The organism is Allobosea sp. P1_A7 (assembly GCF_056406775.1).
Window position 1 is genome coordinate 14,110 of sequence record NZ_JBFTZN010000022.1, and the last position, 22,651, is coordinate 36,760.

A 22,651-nucleotide genomic window follows, 5' to 3' on the forward strand; every position below is an offset into this window, starting at 1 on the left:
ATAGGTGACACGCAAAGGGGCGGCGCCTGCCGCCCCTTTCGCCTATCCCCCGCCTGAGCCTTGCCCTGTCTGTGCGGGGCTCAGGCCACCACGTTCTGAACAACAGGAAGCTGAAGAGATGTCGGAGCAGAAGAGTGGCGCCAACAAGATGTGGGGCGGACGCTTCACGACGGCGCCGGCGGAGATCATGAAGAAGATCAATCCGTCGATCGGCTTCGACTATCGCCTCTACCGGCAGGACATCGCCGCCTCGAAGGTCCATGCCCGGATGCTGGCGCGGCAGGGCATCATCGGCGAGGCGGACAACGAGACAATCCAGGCAGGGCTCGACCAGATCCTCCAAGAGATCGAGGAGAGCCGCTTTACCTTCAGCGTCGATCTCGAGGACATTCACATGAATGTCGAGGCGCGGCTGAAGGAGATCGTCGGCGAGCCGGCGGGCCGGCTACATACCGCCCGCAGCCGCAACGACCAGGCCGTCACCGACGTCCGCCTGTGGATGCGCGATGCGATCGACGGGCTCGATGCGGTCGTGCAGGAACTGCAGCGCGCCCTGATCGAACGCGCCGGCGAGCATGWCGAGACCTTGATGCCGGGCTTCACTCATATGCAGGTCGCGCAGCCCGTTACCTTCGGCCACCATCTCATGGCTTATGTCGAGATGTTCGGCCGCGACCGGCAGCGGCTGGCAGGTGCTCGCGAGCGCACCAATATCTGCCCCCTGGGAGCCGCCGCCCTGGCCGGAACCGCCTTCCCCATCGACCGGCATTTCACGGCCGAGCAACTCGGCTTCTCCGCCCCGACCGAGAACTCGATGGATTCGGTCGCCTCGCGGGATCACATCGTCGAGCTGCTGTTTTGCTGCTCGATGCTGGCCGTGCATCTCTCGCGCATCGCCGAGGAGATCACCTTGTGGTGCAGCGACGGCTTCCGATTCATCGCCCTGTCGGACGCCTTCACGACCGGCTCCTCGATCATGCCGCAGAAGCGCAATCCCGATGCGGCCGAACTCGTGCGCGGCAAGACCGGGCGTGTCGTCGGCTCGCTGAATGCCCTGCTCATGACCGTCAAGGGTCTGCCCATGACATTCATGAAGGACATGCAGGAAGACAAGGAGCCCATGTTCGACGCATTGGAGACAGTCCAGCTCTGCGCCGAGGCGACGACCGGCATGATACGCGACCTGACCGTCCGCCCGGACCAGATGCGCAGCTTCCTGGAACGCGGCTTTCCGACCGCGACGGACCTCGCCGACTGGCTCGTGCGCGAGGGCGGCATCCCCTTCCGCGACGCCCATCACATCACCGCCAAGGTCGTCGCCAGGGCCGAGGCCAAGGGCTGCACCTTGAGCGCTCTTGATATCGAGAGCATGCGGGACGTCGATCCGCGCATCACCGAGAAGGTCTACTCGGTGCTTGCGCCGGAGCATTCGGTGAACAGCCGCCGCAGCTATGGCGGAACCTCGCCGGATGTCGTGCGCGAAGCGATCGCACGGGCAAACGCGCGCTGGCTGTGACGCCCGGCATCTGCGCTAAACCAGGGGGAAGTGCTGCCGTTCCGCGGGGAGCCTGCAGCCTTTCCGTTCGATGGAAGGAATGAGCCTTGAAATTCGATATCTTCCAGATGGAGCGCAATCAGACGCTCTTCGAGAACGAGGTGGAGATCAATCTCACCGAGAGCGGCGTTCATCCCTGGGCGATCGAGGACATCCTCCCGCCAAGCGAGATGCAGGACCTGCTCAAGCTGCCATTGGGCTATGGCTGGACCGATGGCCGGCCTGACCTGAGGGCGAATATCGCCTCATGGTATCCGGGAGCCGGGCCGTCCAACGTTCTCGTGACCAATGGCTCCTCCGAGGCGACGATGATCGCGCTGATGACGCTCRTCGAGCCCGGCGAGCGCATCGTCTTTGCCGTCCCTAATTTCATGCAGGTGGATGGTCTTGGCCGCGCACTCGGATTCGAAGTCCAGCGCCTTGAACTCAGTGGTGACAATGGCTGGCAGTTCGACCCCGCCAGCCTCGATGCGGCCGCGGCGGGAGCCAAGGTCATCGCCGTCACCAATCCGGCCAACCCGACCGGCAGCGTGCTGACGCAGGAAAGCCGYGACGCGCTTGTCGCTGCGGCAAGGCAGAGCGGTGCCTGGCTCCTGGTGGACGAGATCTATCGCGGAGGCGAGATCGACGGGCCTGAAACCCGGACGCTCTGGGGCACCTATCCGCGACTGGTGGTGACGAGCAGCCTGTCGAAATCCTTCGCCTGTCCGGGCCTGCGCCTCGGCTGGATCGTCGCACCAGTCGACGTGGTTGCCGGCGCCGCGGAACGTCAGGACTATACGACGATCGGCAGCGGCATCCTGAGCCAGGTCCTTGCGGCAGCAGTCATGAAGCCCGATACGCGCAGCCGTCTCCTGTCGCGTGGCCGCGACCTGCTGCGAACCAATGCCAATCTCGTCGGCGACTGGATGTCGCGTCATCCCGGCTGGTCGTGGAAGCGGCCGGAGGCGGGCGGCATGGCCTTCCTGCGCTATCCTCTCAACCTGCCGTCCGAGGAATTCTCCCGCCTGCTTCGTGAGGAGGAGAGCGTCTTCGTCGTCGCCGGCAGCTGGTTCGGGATCGAACAGCACATCCGGATCGGCATCGGCGTGCCGACCGAAACGCTCGCCGAGGGGCTGAAGCGCCTCGACCGGTTTCTGGTCCATCACGCGGGGTGAATGCGGTGGATGACGCGGTCAGCCGTGGACGGGACGATCTGGCCCGTCTCGTTGCCATTCCCTCGGTCAGCGCCGAGGGACGCGGCCTGAACGAGGCGGCGACCCTCGTCCGGGATCTGCTCGACGACGCTGGCTTCGCCACCGAGATCCACCCTGGCTCGGTCGGTCCCTTCGTGGTCGGCACGGCTGGCGAGGGACCGCTGACCGTCGTGATCTACAATCACTCCGACGTGCAGCCGGAGGGTGACGCGGCGCTCTGGCTGAGCCCGCCCTACACCCTGACGGAACGCGATGGCCGCCTCTATGGCCGCGGCGCGGCCGACGACAAGGGCGAATTCGCCAGCCGTCTTGCCGGCTGGCGCCGCTTCCAGGCCCAGCAGGGCGGGCCGCTTCCGTTCCGGCTGATCTGGATCGTTGATGGCGAGGAGGAGATCGGCAGTCCTTCGCTCGATGGCTTCCTGGCGAAGCGCTTCGCCGGCGAGCGCGCCGATCTGTGCTGGTGGGAATTCGGCGAGATCGATGCCTCCGGCCGGCCTGTCATCCTGTGCGGCTTCAAGGGCATCACCGCGATCGAGCTGCGCTGCCGCACCGCGAGGGGCGACCTGCATTCGAGCTACGGGGCGGTCTACGACAACGCGCTCTGGCGCATCTGCGCCGCTGTCGCCTCGATGCGCGACGCCGCGGGGCGGATCACGATCGATGGCTTCTATGACGATGTGCGGGCGCCATCCGACGCCGAGCGCGCCGCCGCACTGTCGCCCCCCTTCTCGCTTGCCAGCGTCAGCGCCGCGACGGGCGGGGAGCGTACGCTGAGCGGCGTCGACGGCCAGAACTTCTTCTCCGCGATGAATTTCTTGCCTTGTCTCAATGTCAACGGCATCGGCGGCGGTTATCAGGGCGAGGGAGCCAAGACGGTGCTGCCCGCCGAGGCCTTCGCCAAGCTCGATTTCCGCCTTGTACCCGATCAGACCCCGACGCGCGTCGTCGAGCTCGTGCGAGACCATCTCGCGCGCCTCGGCATGGCGGATGTCGAGGTCATCGTTCACGACGCCATCGTCAGGCCGGTGCGCAGCGACGCGGGTCACTGGTTCGTGGCCGCCTGCGCGGAGATTCTCGAAGCTGAATTCGGCCGCCCCGCGATCGTCCAACCGAGTTCCCCGGCGTCCGGCACCGCCCATCCCTTCATCGACCATCTCGGCACCGATGTGTTCGGGATCGGCCTCACCCACCACGGGGCGCAGTTGCACGCGCCGAACGAAAACATCGAGATCGATCATTTCGAACGGATGGTCGCGGCGTCGTGCGCCATCTTCAGGATGCTGGCGCGCCGTGCGAATGCGGACCAGGCCGCCATCTAGCGCGACCTGCCATTCGCCGGCTACCCTTGGTCGAGACACCTGATCTCCGGTGCCCGCAGACACCATCAGGCACCCGGCCTCGGCGAGGCGCCGCGGCCTTCGAGGACGACGCGCGCGATCGCGATGTCCTGAACGGCAAGCCCGGTCAGATCAGCAATCGTGATGTCGCGGGCGTCGTTGCGTCCGATCGCGTGCCCGGCAAGGACCGCACCAAGTTCAACGCAAGCCCTGCGCTCGATCAGTCCCTCGCGGGCCGCGGCGGCAAATTCGCCATGGTCGAGGCATTGATCGAGGGAATCGGCGATTCTGATATCGGCTGCCGCGACGAGGCCGCTCTCGAGCTCCTGCTTGCCCGGCGCATCAGCCCCCATGGCCGTGATATGTGTGCCCGGGCGAATCCATGCCGCCTTGAGCAGGGGGCTCGTGGCCGGCGTCGTGGTGATGATGGCATCCGCCTCGGCACACAGAGCCTCGGGCGATGTCGCGAGGGTAACAGCAATGCCTTCGCCCAGCAGCTCCGCCTGCACCGCCTCGGCGCGCTCCGCCGAGCGCGCCCAGATCGCGAATTGCGGCGCCCGTTCGCGCATCAGATGCGCGGCGGCACGGATCTGAAAGCGGGCCTGCGTGCCGGCACCGACAATGCCGATGCGACGCGCGTCGCTGCGGGCTCCGGCTCTGGTCGCGATGGCACCGGCGAGCGCGGTGCGCAGATCGGTCAGCCACCCCTCGTCACGCAAGATCGCCACGACCGCACCGGTCTCGGCCGAGAGAGCGATCATCATGCCGCTGCTGGTCGGCAGGCCGCGCCTCGGATTGTCGTAGAAACCGGTCGCGATCTTCACCACGAAGATCGGATCCCCCGTGATGTGACCGAATTTGATATGGCAGTCGCCGTGATGCGCGGGAAAGCCGAGATAGCCGACGGGCGGCATCTGCACCCGTCCCGCCGAGGCGGCCTTGAACCCCTCCTCCAGCGCCACGACGGCCCGGTCGAGATCAATGGCGGCTTCGATCTGTGCCCGCGCCAGATCAAGCATCAGTCGGTCCGTTCGCCTGGTTCAGATAGTTGTAGACGGTGGCGCGCGCGAGCCCGAGGACGCGCGAGATATAGGCTGCAGCATTGCGCCCGCCAAAGGCGCCGCTCGCGGCAAGATCGGCCACCAGTTGCCGCTTCTGCTCGCGGCTCAGCGCGGTCACGATCAGGCCGCGCTCCTGCGTCCATTGCTGGACATACTCGTTGATGCGCTCATGCCAATCCTCCTTGAACAGGACAGGCGGCTTGTCGGCTCCCGCGGGCACGGCCACGAGCGCGCCGAGCGTCTGCATCACGGCGTGGAAATGCGAGACGTCGACATTGATGCAGAGCACGCCGATCGCCGCGCCATTGGCGGTGAGGACGACGCTGATCGATTTGATCCGGCGGCCGTCCCAGTTGATCTTCTCGTAGGGACCGATCGTCGTCTCGGCCTCGTCGAAACCGATCTCGTTCAGGAGCGATGGCTCGCCCAGGACGCGCTGCGAGAAGTTGCCGGCGATATGGACCACGGTCTGCGAGCCGAGATCGTGCAGCACGACCTCGGCATAGGGACGGAACAGCAGGGCGACGGCGTCGCAGATCGGCGCATAGGCCATGAGTTCGGTCGGCATGATCCAGGTCCTTGGCAGCCCCGGTCTAGCGCGGCTGCGACTTCAGATAGTCGCTCAGGCGTTCGAGACCGGCCTCCAGATGGTCGCCCGGAGCCCCGATTCCGATACGGATATAGCCGTCGAGACCGTAGACGTCTCCGGGCAGGAGCATGATGCCGCGTTCTTCGCGCAGCCGATGCACGAGTTCCGTCGAGTTCATCGAATGCGCATATTTCACGAAGGCCATGCCGCCGGCCTTGGGCGGAACGAAGGAGAAGAACTCGCTGTTGCGCTCGACCCAGCTCGTCAGGAGCGCCAGGTTCTGTCTCAGGATGGTCTTGCTGCGCTGGAGGATCTCGGCGCGCTTGGCCGGCTCGACGACGATGCGGGCGACATACTCGCTGATCGCGCTCGTAGTGATCGAGGTGTAGTCCTTGCGCTGCCAGGCGGCGTAAATATCGGCGGTGGGGCCGACCAGCCAGCCGATGCGCAGGCCCGGCAAGGCCATCGCCTTCGACAAGCCGCTGGTGATGATCGCCTGCTCGTAGAGATCGGCGAAGCTGGGCGGTTCGTCACCCTCGAGCTCGGCGCCTTTGTAGACCTCGTCGGCATGCAGATAGGTGCCGTTCTGGCGGGCAATCGCGACGAGCCCGTCCATCGTTTCGCGCGAAAGCAGGCTGCCGGTCGGGTTGTTCGGGTGACAGATCGTCATCAATTTGGTGCGTGGCGAAACGGCCTTGCGGACGTCGTCGAGATCCGGGGTCCAGCCCAGTTCCTCGCGCAACGCGACTTCCTTCACCGTGACCCCGATGGCCCGGGCCCAACCCCAGATCTGCAGATAGTTGGGCACGAAGACGACGATCTCGTCGCCGGGCTCGAGCAGCGACATCACCATCAGGAAATTGGCCTCGGCCGAGCCATTGGTGACGATGACCTCGTCGGATGTCCGGCCGCGATAGAGCCGCGCCACCGCTTCGCGCAACTCGACGGCCCCGTTCGTCCAGCCATAGCCCAGTTCGACATCGAGCAACGCATTGCGCTGGCCTTCGTCGAGCAGCCCGTTCAGGCTGTAGGGGTGAACGCCGCTATCCGAGAGATTGAACTCGACAGTGTTTTCGTAAAGCGACTGGATCCGCTCCAGGCTGAATTCTTCGATCTTCATGACGCTCGTCCAAACGCGGGTTCGAGCTGTCTAGCATATGGGATAAAGACAAAAAAGTCTAAATTAGAAGCATTGTCTAATTTAATGGATCCTGGGCCRCTCGAGCCCCTCTTCGCGACGGAGCCGATACACCGTCGTCGGCGTCGCGCGCAGGAATTCGCGTTTTCGTCATCGCAGCCGGGTTGCACAGGCGCGCCCCAAGATTGCCCCGGCGGAGGTTGCCCACCGCCGGGCCTGTTTCAGCGAGCGACGCGCCTCGCCTGCTCGGTGCGCCGATCAGTAGCTTCAGCCCAGCGTGTCGCGCATCGCCTCGTCGAGGGTCTCGAGCAGGATGTCTGCATGCTCGCGCCGGAAGGTCATGGGCGGGCGCAGCTTGATGACGTTGTCGAAGGGGCCGTCGGTCCCCATCAGCACGCCGAGCTCCCTGGACCGATTGACGATGGCCGAAGCGGGTTCGCCGGCATGCTCCTTGGTTGCCCGGTCCCGCACGAGTTCAAGGCCGAGGAACAGGCCGCGCCCGCGCACGTCGCCAATGACCGAATGACGGTCCATCAACTTGCGCATGCCGGTGAGGAGATAGTCTCCCTGCTCCACGGCGTTCGGCAGAAGACGCTCGTCTTCGAGCACATCGAGGACAGCGAGCCCCGCCGCGCAGGACACGGGATTACCGCCGAATGTATTGAAATACTCCATCCCGTTGGCGAAGCGTTCCGCGATCTCGCGGCGCATCGCGACAACGGCAAGGGGATGACCGTTGCCGATCGGCTTGCCCATCGTGACGATGTCCGGCACGACACCGTGCTCCTTGAAGGCCCACATCGATTGGCCCACGCGGCCGAAGCCCACCTGGACCTCATCCGCGATGCACAGGGCACCGGCGCGACGAACGGCATCGTAGATCGCACCGAGATATCCCGGCGGCAGGAAGACCTGCCCGGCGACGCTTGGGATCGTTTCGGCGATGAAGGCGGCGGGCGCATGCCCGTCCTTCACGAGCCGGTCGATGATCTCGCAGGCATGCTCGCCATAGCGCTTGCCGATCTCGCCCTCCGGCCACTCCGCCGGCGCGCGATAGGGATCCGCGACGGGCAGCACATGCGTATGCTCCGGCCGCCCGCTGCCTCCCTTGCGCTTGAACTTGTAGGGGCTGATGTCGATCAGGCCCTGTGTGTGGCCGTGATAGGCCCAGTCCAGGACGATCATGTCGCGTCGCCGCGTATAGGCTCGGGCCGCGCGCAGCGCGAGTTCGTTCGCCTCGCTCCCCGTGCACACCACGAAGAACGTATCGAGCTCACCCGGCAGCGTCTTCGCCAAGCGCTCCGTGTAGTCGATGATGTTGTCGTGGAGATAGCGCGTGTTGGTGTTGAGGCGCTGGGCCTGCCGCGTGATCGCATCCACCACGCGCGGGTGGCAATGCCCGATATGGGCGACGTTGTTGTAGCAATCGAGATGGGCCCGGCCGGTCTCGTCGATCAGCCAGACATCTTCGCCGCGAACCATCTTGAGCGGCCTGCGATAGGACAGCGACAGATTTGGGCCCAGTCGCTTCTTGCGCGCCGCCTGCAGGGCATCCTTTTCTTGTCCGGTCCTGTCGAAGGTCTCCGGCGGCAGGCCCGCGAAATCATAGGGCGAAGGAAAGAGGTCGTTCCAGACGCCGGGAAAAGCCGACTCGCCAACGCCCGGAATGACGCTGACGTCATCATAATCCGYGGCGACGAGCTGCAGATGGAGATGCGGTATCCAGCCGCCATTCTCTGCATAGTCGCCAAGCCGCGCCACACAGGCGCCGGCCGGCAGTTCCTCGCCGACGCGGCGCTCGCGAACCGACGCATGATCCAGGTGACCCCAGAGGCTCCGGAAGCGCAGGCCAGGTTCCGGCTCATGCTCGAGCAGCAGGAGCCCGCCATAATCTTGCGGCGCAGGATTGATCGTGGCCGCCACCACCTTTGCCGGCAGCGGGGTAAAGAGCGGYGCACCCGCAGGCGCGAAGATATCGAGGCCGAGATGGATGTTCCGGCGCGCGCCGTCGATCAGGGTCGAGTCGAAAAAGGGCGCCGTATAGACGGTGCGCAGTTCGCCATACGGCCCGAGGCCGAGCGTAAAGCCGTGTTCCCTCTGCAGATCGGCATAGGCCCGGTCCGCGGCAGCATGATCCTGCGCCGCGCTCGCCCGCGCCAGCGGCGCCTCGGGATTGCCGAGATCGACCACATGCTTCTGCTGGCGCGCCGGATGCCGGTGCATGAGCGGCGCCAGCGTCCGGCGGTTTGCGGCCAGCCAGCCCCGCAGGCGTCCAGCCCCGGGCGTCGCCTCGAGGCCACAGGCGTTGCGCAGGATCGCCGTGGCGATACGGCGATCGACCTTGCCGAGCCGCTCCAGGAGAGTCCAGGCCGGCCTTTCGCTGACGAGGAGATAGGGATTCTCGATCGCTTCGGCATGACGCGTCGCCGAAATCGACACGCTCACCGCCAACCGTGCGGCGATCAGATCGAGCAGGATCTCGAACTCGGCGTCCTGCAGCGGCAGTTCCGCGTGATAGCCCGCAGTGATCATGGCGGCTGTTTCGATCGGGCTCTTCTCGTCGAGCATCGCATACGTGCAGGCGACGGCGAGCTCGGCGATAAGCGGCGAATGGGCCGCGTCACCAAAATCGATAAGACCCGCGATCGCGCCCTTCTCGGGATCGGCGACCAACAGGTTCCAGTCATTGGCGTCATTGTGGATGACACCATGGCGCAGGCGCCGGAGCGTCGGCGCGACCCGGGAATCATAGGTGTCGAGCACCTTCTCCAGGCAGCGCCGCTGTGCCGCATCGGACACATGGGACAGGCGCTGGCGCGCCCGCGGCGTCTCGCGGATCTCCCAATCGAAGGCGACATGCGCACCGGGATGACCGAAGCTGCCGAGCACCCGGTCGAGCTGCCCGAGGACACGGCCGATGTCGCGCAGCGTTTCCGGCGTCTTGGCAACCTCGGCCAGCGGCGTGCCGGGGAGATAGGAGACGAGACGGACACAATGACGCTCGCCGCCGCGGCCGGTCAAAAGGCCGAATTCCAGCCCATCGCGCGTCGGCATCACACGCGGCGTCGGCAAGCTCGGATCGTTGATTTCGACGTGCCGCAGCAGCGCGGTCTGGAATTCGATCGCCGTGAGCGGCTCGGCCCCATTGACGATCTTCAGGATGAAACGCTGCCCATCGTCCGCCCGCACGTCGAAATTCTGGTCGCGCTCACTGGGCAGGCCATCAAGGCGGCCGACAACGCCGAAGCGTTGCCGCAAGACCTTCGCCGCCTCGTCGAGGGAGAATGTCGGGCGTGGGTGGTTGACGAAGGTCATCGCAGGCTTTCCGAATTGTCGCTCTGCCATCAATCTGACATTGATGCGGTGGCGGCCGCGCTGCTCCAATCGGCGGTTTTGCCGCCATTGTGGCGGTAGCAACCTGCTATCGCCGCCACACGGATATCTGCGAGCCCTTGATGGCGATGGACGAGACGAACGCGAAGATTCTGCGGCTGCTCCAGGACAATGCGCGGCTGCCGATCAAGACGATTGCGGGAAGCGTCGGGCTCGCCCGCAGCTCCGTGCGCGAGCGCATCGCCAAGATGGAGACCGACGGCACCATCCGCGGCTACACGGCAACCGTCATGGAGGGCCGTTCGGGTGTTGACGCATTCCGCGCCTTCCTGATCATCCGCCTCACCAAGACGCCGGCACGCGACACGGTGGATCGGATTGCCGTGCTCCCGGCGGTCAGGCGGTGCTACTCGATCGGCGGCGAGATCGACGTCATCGCCGAAATCGAGGCGGAGACGACCCGGGCGTTGAACTCCGTGCGTGACGAGATTGCGTCGATGCCGCATGTCGCCGACCTGACGACGGCAATCGTGCTCGCAGACGAGAAGCCAGCCTGAGCGATCGACGGACGCCGGCGGTCAGCTCTTCGTCACGCCCGCGCCGCGACAGCCCGCATCACATGCGAGACCGCGCATTAGCGATCAGGTACTCGACCTGCGCGGGCGTCTCGATCGCGCCGGCTGCGTGTTCATGCCGGATTTTCGCGATCGCGGCCTCGGCTTCGAGGCCGCATTCGATGAGCAGCAGCGCTGCGACCGTCCCGGTGCGCCCAAGCCCCGCCTTACAATGGATGGCCCAGTTCTCCCCCGCCGCGAGGCGACGCAACAGCGCAAGCCTCTGCCAGTTCGCGGCGAAGGCCGCAGTCGGCGCGCTGTAATCGGGAATGGCTGCATGGGCCCACTCCAGTCCGACCTCCCGGACAGCCACGGAAAACAGCTTCTGCTCGCAAGGCAGCTCATGCGCCTCGACGAGACTGAGCAGCCCGCCGGCTCCGAGCCTGGCGAGATAATCGAGATCCTGGCCGAGAGCCAGCACGGGATTGGCGCCTGGCAAGGGGCGCCCTCGCCACAATCCCGGACAAGGGGCCAGCACCAGCTTTCCGGCGATCCCGGGCAGCGCGATGATCGATGCTGGCTTCGAAGCTGACTTGTCCAAGCAGACCCCTCCGGGCCGCGCGCAATGCCCGCAACGCCCATCAATTGACTCAGTGATATAGCTGTGTACAGCTATATCACCATGAAGTCCATGTCAGCCCCTCCGCCCAAAGCAGCGAGTTCCACGCCGCCTCCGCCACGGACGAGGCGTGAGCGGCTCGCGGCCGTGCTTTGGCCGGCGGCGACAATGCTCGGGATCGCCCTTCTCGGTCTCCTCGCGGCTCGAAACGTCTCTGCGAACCTCGCGGCTGCGGGAATGGAAATCGACTTCTCGTTCCTCTGGCAGGAAGCGGGTTTCGATGTCAGCGAAAGCCTGATCGGCTATTCGCCCCGCGACACCTACGCCCGTGTGCTGCTCGTCGGCATCTTGAATACCCTCGCCGCGGCGGCCCTCATCCTCGTCCTGGCAAGCGGCATCGGGCTGTTCGTCGGCATCGCCATGACCAGTTCCAACTGGCTCGTGCGCACGTTGGCGCGCACCTATGTCGAGTTGCTCCGCAATCTGCCGAAGCTCCTGATCGTGATCGCGCTCTATGTCGCGATGGTGCGCAGCCTGCCCCATATTCGCTCGGCCTGGACCAGCCCCTTCGGCGCGATGCTAAGCAATCGCGGTCTCGTGCTGCCCTGGCCGATCATCGAGCAGGGCGGCCAGGCGCTTGCGATGGCAGCCTGCCTCTGGCTCGCAGGCGCGTTTCTGTGGCTCCGCGCCGCCCGGCTGCACCAGGACCGCACAGGCGAGCGCCGCCCGGTCTTCCTGCCTGTGGTCGCTGCCGCGGCGAGCCTCTACGCGGCGCTCTACCTGACAGGGACACTCCATGTCACCTGGTCTGTGCCGAAGCTGGCGGGCTTCAATGTCACCGGGGGCGTGAGCCTGTCCTTGCAGTTCACCGCGCTAGTGGTGGCCCTGTCGGTCTATCACGGCGGGCAGATCGGCGCGATCGTGCGCGGCGGCATCATCGCCACTTCGCACGGACAGCGCGAGGCAGCACAGGCGCTCGGCCTCGACTGGTTGAAGACGATGCGGCTCATCGTGCTGCCCCAGGCACTGCGCGTGATCACGCCGCCGCTCGGCAATCAGTACTCCAACCTGCTGAAGAACACCTCGATCGCGCTGGCGATCGGATACTCTGATTTGCTCAGTGTCGTGAGCACATCGGTGAATCAGACATTCCGCCCGATCGAACTGATGGCGCTCGTGGCCGCCTTCTTCCTAATCGCGAACCTGCTGATCTCGGCCTTGGTGAACTGGTGCGACCATGCCTTCCGGCTGAAGGCGCGCTGAGAATGACGCTGACAGTCGAGACGATCGCCCGCGCGAATACCCCTCCCCGGAAGGGGCTCGCGCCCATGCTGGGCTGGTTGCGCCAGAATCTGTTTTCGAGCTGGTGGAATACGGTGCTGACTGTCGTCACGCTCGCTCTCCTGGTCCTGTTCGCCTGGAGCGCGCTGACCTGGGTGGTGCTCGAGGCGGTCCCGTTTTCCGGCAGCCGGGCCGAATGCCTGAATGCCACGGGAGCCTGCTGGGCATTTCTCAGCGAGAAGGCCAATCTCGTCCTGACCGGGACCTACCCGGCCGCCGAGCGCTGGCGCGCGCAACTCGCCAGCGGCCTGATCATCGTGACGATCCTCGTCTTTGCACTTGTTCCGATGAGGCTTGCGATCCGGGCAGCCATGGTCGTGGGCACTGCTGTGCTCTCCTACCTGCTTCTGCGCGGAGGCTTCGCTGGCCTGCCCTTCGTCGAATCCCACCGCTGGAACGGCCTGCCCCTCATCCTGTTCCTGTCTGCCTTCACGATGGCGGCAGCATTTCCGCTCGGCATCCTGCTGGCGCTGGCTCGCTGGTCGCAGCATCGCGCGCTGAACCTTGCCGCCGTCTCCTATATCGAGACGGTGCGCGCCATTCCGATGGTCGCGGTCTTGTTCGCCGGCATTTTCGTATTGCCGCTGCTGCTGACGCGCGGCGCGACCATAGAGCCCGTCGCCGCCATCCTGATCGTGCTGACCCTCTTCTATGCGGCCTATTTCGCCGAGGACATTCGCAGCGGGCTGCAGGCGCTGCCCAAGGGGCAGATCGAGGCGGGAGCCAGCCTCGGCCTCACCGCCGCGCAACGCATCCGCCTGATCGTGCTGCCCCAGGCCTTGCGCACGGCCATCCCCGGCATGACGAACACGATTATCGGCAGCTTCAAGGACACCTCGCTCGTCGCCATCGTCGGCATGCATGATTTGCTTTCGACAGCCCGCATGGCATATGCCGATCCTCTCTGGCAGGCCTATGCTTTGGAGGCGAACATTGCGATCGGGCTGTTCTATTTCCTCTGCTGCTGGATGATCTCCGAACGAGCGCGGCGGCTCGGGCACGGCGCCGGCAAGCTCGGCTGAGACCGGCCTTGCGACAGGGAGAGCTATGACGATCGAACTCACCAGCCCCGAGGCGCAGCAGCTTCGCCAGATGGTCCGCTCGCGCAACGACGTGATCTTCGAGATCGTGCGCGACCGCATCTGCCTGCGTGAATATGACGAAGGGCATGTCATCCACGAAGCGGCACTCGCCGCGGAGTTCCACGTCAGCCGCACGCCGATCCGGCAGGTCCTGCAGCGCCTTGTCTACGAACAGCTCGCGGAGACGCGAAACGGCGTCGGCACCATCGTTTCCTATGTCGATCATCACGCTGTCGACATGCTGCGTTTCCGCATCGGCCTGACGGGTCTGATCGCCGATCTCGTGCCGCTGCAGCTCCCGACTTCGCTCCGGTCCGACTATGCGCGGTTGCGCTCATTGGCCGAGGGGCTGCGTGACACCTCCCCCGTCAAGGATGTCTGGGGCGTCTGGCGCGCCCATCACGAGGCGCGCAACGCCTTGATCGGCGACGAGGCGCTGCGCCAGATGGACGACATGATTTTCTTCCGCATCGCGCGAAGCTGGGTCAGCTGGCTGAAATGCGATCCGGGGCTCGTGCGCGCCCTGCTCGTGCAGGAAATCGCGGCGACCGCCGAGAAGACCGAAAGCCTGCCGGCATCGGAGCTGTTTCGCCTGCATGCGGCGCATCTCGAATTGCTGCTCGCACGCTATGGCGAGGACGATAGCAAGTAGGAGACCTGGGCCTCGCTTTCGATTGCGCCCGGCCGAGCCGAGCGCACCGCGGCGATCGCGTCCTGCGGCGGCATTCCGGTCTCGATCAGCACGCGCGCGGCCATCATGCCGCTGCGGCCATATCCAGCGAGACAACAGAAGGCGACACCCCGGCCGAGGCTTAGCTCGCCAAGGATCGCCTGGGCCAAACGCGGCCAGTCCAATGTCTCGTCCGGGGCGGAAAAATCCAGGATAGGCGCACAAACGAGGCGGATCCCGCGCAGCTCCGCAGCGCGTTGCAGATGTTCGCTGTCATCGGCATCGCATTCCGTCTGGTCCAGGAGGCTCACCAGGAGCGTCGTTCCCCTCGACTTCAKAACATCGAGAACCTGCTCCTGCTGATCCGCGTCGATGGTCCGTTCGCCCCGCCGGAGGATGACGAGCCCCGGCAGCGGCAACATGCCCACGGCTCCGGCATGCCCGCGGACCGTAACCCATACCGGCCCTTCCTCCATGCCCGTCCCCTGCAAACCTTGCCGGATCCAGTGTTCCGATCGGTGCCGACTAGAGGCAGATCGGGCAGAGCTGTCCAGAACAATGGCATCGGCCATATTGGAAGAGCAGGCGAAGGCGGTGCCGGAACGCATTCCGGCTCGCCGAGCGGTCGGCGAGCCGGAAGAAGGACACGCAGTCGCACTGCGGTTGAACGACGGCCTAGAGCATCGGCCCGAAAAGTGGATTGCGGTTTTCGGGAAGGCCGATGCAAAGACAAAGGGTTAGATCATCGGACTGGATACGATATCCGGTCCGATGATCTAGCGGACGGGGAACGCGAAGATCAGTCCGCCATCCCTGGCCAGGCGGTTCGGAGACGCTGAGCGGTCCATGGCGAGGGGCGAGCCCTTGCCGATATGCTTTTCGAAAACCTCGCCGTAATTGCCGACCTGCTTGATGATCTGCGCACTCCAGTCGGGACGCAGGCCAAGCTTCTTCGCCATGTCGGCAGTTGGCCCGGTCGGGGAGATCAACCGTTGCTCGTCGACTGGCAGATCCTTGAGCGAGGCGAGCTTGGCATCGATATTCTGCGAGGTGACACCGAATTCCTCGGCGGCGATCATGATCTGGACGCCCCAGAACAGCGTCTTCTCCAGCTCCGTATCCGGGCGCGACACAAGGGCGAGCGGCTCGGTGGCTGAACGTTGGGGAACGATCACGTAATCGTCYGGCTTCGGTGCCAGCAGACGATCGGCGGCCAGGGCCGATACCGAGCTCGCCACCGCATCGCATTTTCCGGAGAAGAATGCCTGCAGGCGTGCGGTCTTGTCGGCGATGTTCTCGACCTTGTAGGGCAGCTTCGCGGTGCCGAACCAGTCGGCGAGATAAAGCAGCGTCGTCGAGCCTTCTTCGGCACAGACGGTCGCGCCGGACAGGTCAGCGAGCTTCGTCATGCCGAGGCTTTTCGGCACCATGAAGCCCTGCCCGTCATAGAAGGTGGTCGTCACGAAGGACACGCCGGGATCGGCGTCGCGGGTGCCGGTCGCGGTGATGCCGCGCGAGGCAATATGTGCGCTGCCGCTGATGATCGCCTTCAGGCTGTCGGAGAACCCGATGCCGCGCAGCTCGGCCTTGGCCCCATCGCCGAAGATCGYAGCGGCCGCCATGCGGCAGAAATCGACATTGAAGCCGCGGAATGCGCCCTGGCTGTCGGGGACGGAGAAGCCRGGTGAATTCGGATTGACCAGGCAGACGATCTTTCCGTCCTGCTTGATCTTGTCGAGGACCGGGCCGGCCTGTGCGCCCGGCGCAGCGGCAAGCAGAACGGCCGCGGACAAGGCCATACGGAGCACGTGAAACGCCATATCAATCCCCCTCTTCCCTCTGGAAGCTTGTAGCTATCTACCTGTATACAGCAACGCAGCAAACCGTCAAACCCACGGCGCCGCTCACGGTGCTTTCCGTCGCGATGCCTCCCCATTCGGAAGGCCCAAATCGGAGAGCCCCTCCCGGGGTCCGGTACGGCGCCTGAATCCGAGGGCGGCGAGACCGGGCCATGGCAGACCAACGATGGCCTGTGCCTTTTGGTCAAGCCTTGAAGAGGGCGGCAGTTGCGGGAACCGTTGCTGGCGGGTCAGAGCCCGTTCGTCCCGGTTCGGTTGCGCAATCGCGACGCCCCGCCACACCACCCGGATTGAGGCACACGAAGGGGAGACCAGCCGGGGCGCCACTGTCCGGCAGCCGCCATTGCGCTAGGTTCGTCGCAACGGGAGCAGCCAATGGGCCGGCCGCGATCGCGCCGGTTGTTTCGGGTAACGGAAACGCCGACATACCGCCTGACACGGCATCAGAGCCTCGAAGAGTCCAATGGAGCAGGAATGAGCATTCGCGAGCAACTGGTCGAACGATTCTTCCGCTATCTGGCGATTGAGAGTCAGAGCGACGCCACAGCGACGACGCTGCCGACCACTCCGGGCCAGCAGCGGCTCGCCGCATTGCTTGCAGAGGAGCTGCGCGCACTTGGACTTGAAAGGGTCGTGCTTGACGACCACGCCACCGTCACCGCCATGAAGCCGGGCACGAGGCCGGGCGCGCCGAGGATCGGCTTCATCGCGCATCTCGACACGATCGACACCGGCCTCTCGCCGACGATCCGCCCGCGCATCCTGCGCTTCGAGGGCGAGGATCTTTGCCTGAACCCGGAAAGGGACATCTGGCTGCGCGTGGCGGAGCATCCCGAGATCCGCTCCTGGGTCGGGCAGGACATCATCGTCGGTGACGGAACGAGTGTGCTCGGAGCCGACAACAAGGCCGCGATTGCCGTAATCATGACGCTGCTCGAGGAACTCGGCGCCGGGAGCCAGCATGGCGACATCCTGGTCGCCTTCGTTCCTGACGAGGAGATTGGCCTGCGCGGCGCGAAGGCACTCGACCTCGCCCGCTTCGACTGCGATTTCGCCTATACGATCGATTGCTGCGAACTTGGCGAGGTCGTGATCGAGAATTTCAACGCCGCGGCAGGCGAGATCGTCTTCACTGGCGTTACCGCCCACCCGATGTCGGCGAAGGACATCCTCGTGAACCCGCTGCTGATGGCGCTCGACTTCATCGGCCAGTTCGACCGTGCGGAAACGCCCGAGCACACCGAGGGCCGCGAAGGCTATTTCTGGTTCAACGACATCGTCGCCAATGCGAGCGAGGCGCGCCTGCGCGTCTTGATCCGCGACTTCGACAGGGAGCAGTTCGAGCGGCGCAAACGGCGCATCCGCGAGGTTGCCGACCTGATTGCCGCGCAATATCCCAAAGGCCGTGTCGACTGCCAGGTGACCGATACCTACAGCAACATCCATGACAGCCTGGGCGATGACCGCCGCTCGGTCGATCTGCTCTTCGCGGCTCTGGAAGCGCTGCGGATCAAGCCGAAGCTGATCCCGATGCGCGGCGGAACAGACGGCGCAGCGCTCTCGGCCAAGGGATTGCCCACCCCCAACTTCTTTACGGGCGCGTACAACTTCCACTCGCGCTTCGAGTTCCTGCCTCTTCCCGCCTTCGAGAAATCATGGGAGGTCGCGCGCATGATCTGCACCTTGGCAGCGCAACCAAACGGCCCACGCAAGGTGACCCACCCGGATTGAGCGGGCCCGCGCTGAGCGTCGTCGGTCGCAAAGGGGTTCATGCTCCCGACGACACCAGCGGGCAGATCGGATCGGGCGCCCGGACGCGTCCTGGCAAGCGGACCTTCGCCGGACGTCAGCGGCGCGCCTCGACGTTCCCTACGTCTACGCTGCCACGCCGCTCGAACGGCAGCCCGCATGTGGGCCCCGGATCATTAGAATTCTTATAAACTATTGATATTGCAGAGATTTATGTTTCTMGTCTATGACGGATCCCAGGGTACGGACGCCATGGGGCAGGAATGGACGATAGGCTCGATCAGGATCGGTCGTCGGCTTCGATGCAGCTGTTCTCGAAGCGGCTGAAGGTGTCCGCCGGAACGTTTCGGCACGGGCGGGGCGAACAGGTCGTCGGGCCGATGAAGCGGGGGCTCAAGGTCGTCGTCATGCTGCAGGGACATCAGTCCTATGAGCTCGACGACAGGCCGCCTCTGACCATCAACAGCCCGATGCTGCTGGTCGCCGCCAATGACGGCGATCATGTCCAGAAACGGACCTGCCTGTCGGGCGAGGGCGTGCGCTGCGCGATCGTGCAGCTCGATGCCGACTTCGCGCAGGACGAACTCGGCGCCAGCTTCTCAGGTCTGATGGGACAGATGCAGGGCAGCGGGATCGGCCCGGGACTATGGGCGCGCGCTGCCGGCGCCGATCTGCGCGGGATCGCGCTGCAGATGGCGGAGTGCCGGATCGAAGGCGCGATGCGCAATCTCTACATGGCCGGGAAGGCGCTCGAACTCGCGGCCACAGTTGTGGACCAGATCGTCAACGAGCGGCCGCAGCGGGCCGCGCGGCTGTCGCCGCGAACGATCGAGCAACTGCGTGCGGCGCACGCTCTGCTTCTTCAATCGGCCCGCAATCCCCCAACACTGGGGGAACTCGCCAGGAATACCGGCCTCAATGTCACCAAGCTGACAGCTGGATTTCGTCAGCTCTACGGAGCGAGCGTTTTCGACTATCTCCAGGCCCATCGCCTGCAACAGGCCTACGACCTGATCCGCAGCGGCGAGAAGAGCGTCGCCGAGGCGGCCTACCACGTCGGATACAACCCTGCGCATTTCTCGGGGATTTTCCGGAAGCGCTTCGGCATTCTGCCCAGCACCTTGCGTTGACGCCGCTCTGCTGAAGTTCTGGCAACCGATTGGAAGGCTTCGAAACTCATTCGAAAGAAATACTGCGGGCAGCCAAAGTCGATCCGATTGCCCCGATTGTTGTGCTGGTCGAGAAGAAACCCGCAATACGGCGGGGCATCTCGATCATGAACACATGCAACTCGAACAAGGATGGATCTTGGTCGATCCGAGCAGCAGGCGCTCCTATATGCTTCTGGCGTCGTGCCAGGACCGTGGCGCTCGCCAGCGTCGCTCTCAGTGTTCTTCCGGTCGCGCTCGCTGGTCCGGCCCTCGCTCAAAGCGCATCTCCCACCGTGTCGCTCGACACGATCGAAGTTCAAGGCGCGCCGGAGAAGGCGAATGGGCCGGTCGACGGCTATATCGCGCGGCGCAGCGCCAGCGGCACCAAGACCGACACTCCCCTGATCGAGACGCCGCAATCGATTACGGTCATCCCGCGCGCCCAGATCGACGATCAGGCCGCGCAGAGCGTCGGCCAGGCGCTTCGCTATTCCGCCGGCGTCCTGGCGGAGACGCGCCTGTCCTCGGGTCGCTACGACAGCACCTTCATCCGAGGCTTTGGCGGTAGCGGTTCGAATGCAGGCTTCATCAATTTCCAGGACGGCCTGCGTGTCCAACGCGGCGTCAATTTCCTCGTCCCCGCCATGGAAACCTACGGGCTGGAGCGGATCGAGGTGCTGCGCGGTCCAGCTTCCGTGATCTTCGGGCAGGTCAAGCCGGGCGGCCTGGTGAATCTGGTCAGCAAGCGCCCGACGGATCAAGCCTTTGGCGAGATCCAGGCTCAGATCGGCTCGCATCAGCGCCGCCAGCTCGCCTTCGACATCGGCGGGCCGGTGAACCCGGACAAGACGGTCCTCTACCGGATCRTCGGGCTCGGCAGGGCCGCCGATACGCAGGTCGATTTCACCAAGGAGGAGCGGGTCTTTATCGCGCCATCGCTGACCTTCCAGCCCAGCGCTGCGACGAGCCTGACCATCCTCACCTCCTTCCAGCGCGACCCGGAAACCGGCTTCTACGGCTTCATCCCGGCAGTCGGCAGCGCATTGCCTAACCGCTACGGCCGGATCCCCAGCAAGTTCTTCCCCGGCGAGCCCGCCTATGAGGGCTATAGCCGAAACCAGATCGCAGCAGGTTACGCGCTCGAGCACCGCTTCAACGATGTCTTCAGCTTCCGCCAGAATCTGCGGTTCACCGACCTCGAGTCGCGCTTCAGGACTGTCGCCGTGGCAAGCCTGGCCGCCGACCAGCGCACGCTCATGCGCCGCGTGACGGCGTCGAACGAGAAGGCCCGGACCTTCGGCATCGACAACCAGCTCCAGGCCGATTTCCGCACCGGTCCGCTGACTCACAAGGTCCTGCTCGGCGTCGACGGCTACTGGATGGACGGCACCGCCTTCACCGGCGCGGGTGGCACCGTCCAGCCCCTCGATTGGGTCAACCCGGTCTATGGCCGCACGCCCTTTGCAACACCGGCCCTGCCCGGCACCACGCAGGAAACGACGCAGTTCGGCGTCTATCTCCAGGACCAGATCAAGCTCGACCGGCTCTCGCTCCTCGTCGGCGGGCGCTTCGACAACGCCAGAAGCCGCACGCGCGCCCTCACCAATGGCGCGCTGACGAAGCAGGACGACGACGCCACGACAGGCCGCGCCGCATTGATGTACAATTTCGACAATGGCCTGGCGCCCTATGCGAGCTATTCGACCTCGTTCGAACCGGTTGCGGGCACGACCTTTGGCGGCTCGCCCTTCAAACCGACCGATGGCGAGCAGTATGAGGTCGGCCTGAAATACGCGCCGCCCGGCTACGACGCCTTCATCCAGGCGGCCGTGTATCAACTCACCCAGAGCAATGTGCCGACGGCCGACCCCGCCAATGCGGGCTTCCAGATCCAGACGGGCGAGGTCCGGGCGCGTGGTTTCGAGGTCGAGGGTCGGGCGAAGCTGTTCGACAGTCTCGAGCTGATCGCGGCCTATGCCTATACCGACGCCGAGGTGACGAAGAGCACCGGCGTCGACCTCGGCAAGAGGCCGACGGTCGTTCCCCGCAACATGGCTTCACTCTGGGGCCACTACACCTTCAAGACGGGCCTGTTCGCGGGCTTCGCGCTGGGCGCCGGCGTGCGCTATGTCGGCGAGGGCGCAGGTGATCCCGGCAACACCTTCAAGACGCCGGACTACACCCTGGTCGATGCGGCCATCAGCTATGATTTTGGTGTCCGGAGCCAGGCGCTGAAGGGCTGGAAGGTTCAGGTCAATGCCCAGAACCTGCTCGACAAGGACTATGTCGCGGGTTGCTACGCGCTGACCCAGTGCTCGTTCGGCCTTCGCCGAACGGTGCTTGCGACCCTGTCCTACAGATGGTGAGCCACGACGCCATGCAGGCAGCGGCCGTTCGAGATGCCGCCAGCCCTGAGGTCTCATCCGCGGAGCCCGCAACTCTGGCGACGGCGCGCCAGCTGGATATCGTCGCGGGCCATGGCGAGATCTATCGGCTGCTGATCGCGATCCCGCCGGGTCCGGCACCGGCGGCGGGGTTTCCGGTGATCTATCTGGTCGACGGCAATGCTCTCTTTGCYACGGCCGTCGAGACGGCACAGCTGCAGGGTCGGCGGCAGGATGTGACGGGCGTCGACCCGGCGATCATCGTGGGCATCGGTTATCCCATCGAGGCCCCGTTCGATGGTGCGCGCCGGCAAGGCGATCTCCTGCCGAACGAGGGCGGCGCGGACCGGTTCCTCGACTTCATCGAGGAGAGCGTAAAGCCGGCGGTCGCAGCGCTCGCCGCCATCGATCCCAGCCGCCAGGCCCTGGTGGGGCATTCCTTTGGTGGCTTGTTTGCACTGCATGCGCTGTTCACGCGGCCTGAGCAGTTCAGGTCCTATGTAGCCGGCAGCCCTTCGATCTGGTGGAACGCTCGCGCGATCGAGGTCAGCGAGGCCAGCTTTGTCGCGCGCCGCCGCGATGCGGCCCTGCCGCGGCTGCTGATCACAGCTGGGGGTAGCGAGCAGACACGCGACGCGCGCACCTCTCCGGAACGAGCGCAGCGCCTGCATATGGCGCGCATGCTCGACAATGCTGCCGAAATGGCGCTGCGCCTGSCCTCTTCGCACCGCGTCACGGTGAAGCATGTGATCTTCGATGACGAGAACCACATCTCGGTCATCCCCGCGATGCTCGCCAGGGCGGTTTCGTTCGCGATCGCCGGCACCGCCGGCCGGGAGACGACGGCATGAGCCAGGTACGGATCTCGTCGCGCGAGCTGCGGCCATTTGCGTGGGTTCTGGGCCTCGTGCTGACGCTGTTTGCGTTGACGGCGGCCGGCTCGGCCCCGGCCGCTCCMGTGACGGTGACGGATGTGCTCGGTCGCACGGTGACCTTGCCGGGCCCGACCAAGCGCATCGTGCTGGGGCAGGGT

Annotated in this window: 18 protein-coding genes and 1 pseudogene; 12 read left to right on the top strand and 7 right to left on the bottom strand. The window is 65.1% G+C overall.

Annotation, left to right across the window (positions count from 1 at the left end):
* Positions 1–118: 118 nt before the first annotated feature.
* From argH to AC1D34_RS06025, 3 genes are all read left to right on the top strand, one after another.
* A complete protein-coding gene (argH, locus tag AC1D34_RS06015) occupies positions 119–1,516 on the top strand; it encodes an argininosuccinate lyase (protein ID WP_476823738.1) in 1,398 nt (465 codons plus the stop codon).
* A gap of 86 nt (positions 1,517–1,602) precedes the next feature.
* Positions 1,603–2,712: an aminotransferase class I/II-fold pyridoxal phosphate-dependent enzyme gene (locus AC1D34_RS06020; protein WP_476823739.1), complete on the top strand. Its 1,110-nt coding sequence runs from the start codon at positions 1,603–1,605 to the stop codon at positions 2,710–2,712.
* Positions 2,713–2,717: 5 nt separating this feature from the next.
* Entirely contained in the window at positions 2,718–4,070 is a 1,353-nt protein-coding gene (locus AC1D34_RS06025) for a M20/M25/M40 family metallo-hydrolase (protein WP_441487805.1), read from the top strand.
* 65 nt (positions 4,071–4,135) lie between these two features.
* Here AC1D34_RS06025 and AC1D34_RS06030 read toward each other — a convergent pair whose 3' ends face one another.
* The 4 genes from AC1D34_RS06030 to AC1D34_RS06045 form a co-directional block, all read right to left on the bottom strand.
* Positions 4,136–5,107, bottom strand: coding sequence for a Rossmann-fold NAD(P)-binding domain-containing protein (locus AC1D34_RS06030; RefSeq protein ID WP_441487804.1), 972 nt, complete (start codon positions 5,105–5,107; stop codon positions 4,136–4,138).
* On the bottom strand, positions 5,100–5,717 hold the full coding sequence (locus AC1D34_RS06035; RefSeq protein ID WP_441487803.1) for a helix-turn-helix transcriptional regulator: 618 nt from the start codon (positions 5,715–5,717) through the stop codon (positions 5,100–5,102). Before AC1D34_RS06035 ends, AC1D34_RS06030 begins: the two co-directional genes overlap by 8 nt.
* A 25-nt stretch (positions 5,718–5,742) precedes the next feature.
* The gene (locus AC1D34_RS06040) at positions 5,743–6,858 is read right to left on the bottom strand and encodes an aminotransferase class I/II-fold pyridoxal phosphate-dependent enzyme (protein WP_441487802.1); all 1,116 of its coding nucleotides are present in this window, start codon (positions 6,856–6,858) and stop codon (positions 5,743–5,745) included.
* 285 nt (positions 6,859–7,143) lie between these two features.
* The gene (locus AC1D34_RS06045) at positions 7,144–10,191 is read right to left on the bottom strand and encodes an aminotransferase class III-fold pyridoxal phosphate-dependent enzyme (protein WP_476823740.1); all 3,048 of its coding nucleotides are present in this window, start codon (positions 10,189–10,191) and stop codon (positions 7,144–7,146) included.
* 146 nt (positions 10,192–10,337) lie between these two features.
* Here AC1D34_RS06045 and AC1D34_RS06050 point away from each other — a divergent pair, with 146 nt between their 5' ends.
* Entirely contained in the window at positions 10,338–10,766 is a 429-nt protein-coding gene (locus AC1D34_RS06050) for an Lrp/AsnC family transcriptional regulator (protein ID WP_441504257.1), read from the top strand.
* A 58-nt stretch (positions 10,767–10,824) separates the two neighbouring features.
* On the opposite strand, the gene AC1D34_RS06055 is transcribed toward AC1D34_RS06050, so the two are convergent.
* The gene (locus AC1D34_RS06055; RefSeq protein ID WP_476823741.1) at positions 10,825–11,364 is read right to left on the bottom strand and encodes a phosphatase domain-containing protein; all 540 of its coding nucleotides are present in this window, start codon (positions 11,362–11,364) and stop codon (positions 10,825–10,827) included.
* A 186-nt stretch (positions 11,365–11,550) separates the two neighbouring features.
* Between AC1D34_RS06055 and AC1D34_RS06060 the strand changes: the two genes are divergently transcribed.
* The 3 genes from AC1D34_RS06060 to AC1D34_RS06070 are packed head-to-tail and all read left to right on the top strand — an operon-like array spanning position 11,551 to position 14,457.
* Complete coding sequence (locus AC1D34_RS06060) at positions 11,551–12,645, top strand: amino acid ABC transporter permease (RefSeq protein WP_476823742.1); 1,095 nt, start codon at positions 11,551–11,553, stop codon at positions 12,643–12,645.
* Between the two features lie 2 nt (positions 12,646–12,647).
* Positions 12,648–13,745, top strand: coding sequence for an amino acid ABC transporter permease (locus AC1D34_RS06065; protein ID WP_476767657.1), 1,098 nt, complete (start codon positions 12,648–12,650; stop codon positions 13,743–13,745).
* 25 nt (positions 13,746–13,770) lie between these two features.
* Positions 13,771–14,457 (top strand): GntR family transcriptional regulator, encoded by a 687-nt coding sequence (locus AC1D34_RS06070; protein WP_476823743.1) that lies wholly within the window; start codon positions 13,771–13,773, stop codon positions 14,455–14,457.
* On the opposite strand, the gene AC1D34_RS06075 is transcribed toward AC1D34_RS06070, so the two are convergent.
* Both AC1D34_RS06075 and AC1D34_RS06080 read right to left on the bottom strand, forming a co-directional pair.
* Positions 14,433–15,047, bottom strand: coding sequence for a protein-tyrosine phosphatase family protein (locus AC1D34_RS06075; protein WP_476823744.1), 615 nt, complete (start codon positions 15,045–15,047; stop codon positions 14,433–14,435). The two genes, AC1D34_RS06070 and AC1D34_RS06075, sit on opposite strands and share 25 nt — an antisense overlap.
* Positions 15,048–15,251: 204 nt before the next feature.
* Positions 15,252–16,295 (bottom strand): transporter substrate-binding domain-containing protein, encoded by a 1,044-nt coding sequence (locus tag AC1D34_RS06080; RefSeq protein ID WP_476823745.1) that lies wholly within the window; start codon positions 16,293–16,295, stop codon positions 15,252–15,254.
* Positions 16,296–16,808: 513 nt separating this feature from the next.
* Here AC1D34_RS06080 and pepT point away from each other — a divergent pair.
* From pepT to AC1D34_RS06105, 5 genes and pseudogenes are all read left to right on the top strand, one after another.
* Entirely contained in the window at positions 16,809–18,065 is a 1,257-nt protein-coding gene (gene pepT, locus AC1D34_RS06085; protein WP_476823746.1) for a peptidase T, read from the top strand.
* 320 nt (positions 18,066–18,385) lie between these two features.
* Positions 18,386–19,213, top strand: coding sequence for a helix-turn-helix transcriptional regulator (locus tag AC1D34_RS06090; protein WP_476823747.1), 828 nt, complete (start codon positions 18,386–18,388; stop codon positions 19,211–19,213).
* 233 nt (positions 19,214–19,446) lie between these two features.
* A complete protein-coding gene (locus tag AC1D34_RS06095) occupies positions 19,447–21,600 on the top strand; it encodes a TonB-dependent siderophore receptor (RefSeq protein WP_476823748.1) in 2,154 nt (717 codons plus the stop codon).
* A gap of 11 nt (positions 21,601–21,611) precedes the next feature.
* Positions 21,612–22,469: an alpha/beta hydrolase gene (locus tag AC1D34_RS06100; protein ID WP_476823749.1), complete on the top strand. Its 858-nt coding sequence runs from the start codon at positions 21,612–21,614 to the stop codon at positions 22,467–22,469.
* Positions 22,466–22,651, top strand: a pseudogene (locus AC1D34_RS06105) (hypothetical protein); the annotation flags it as partial. The gene AC1D34_RS06100 and the pseudogene AC1D34_RS06105, both read left to right, overlap by 4 nt.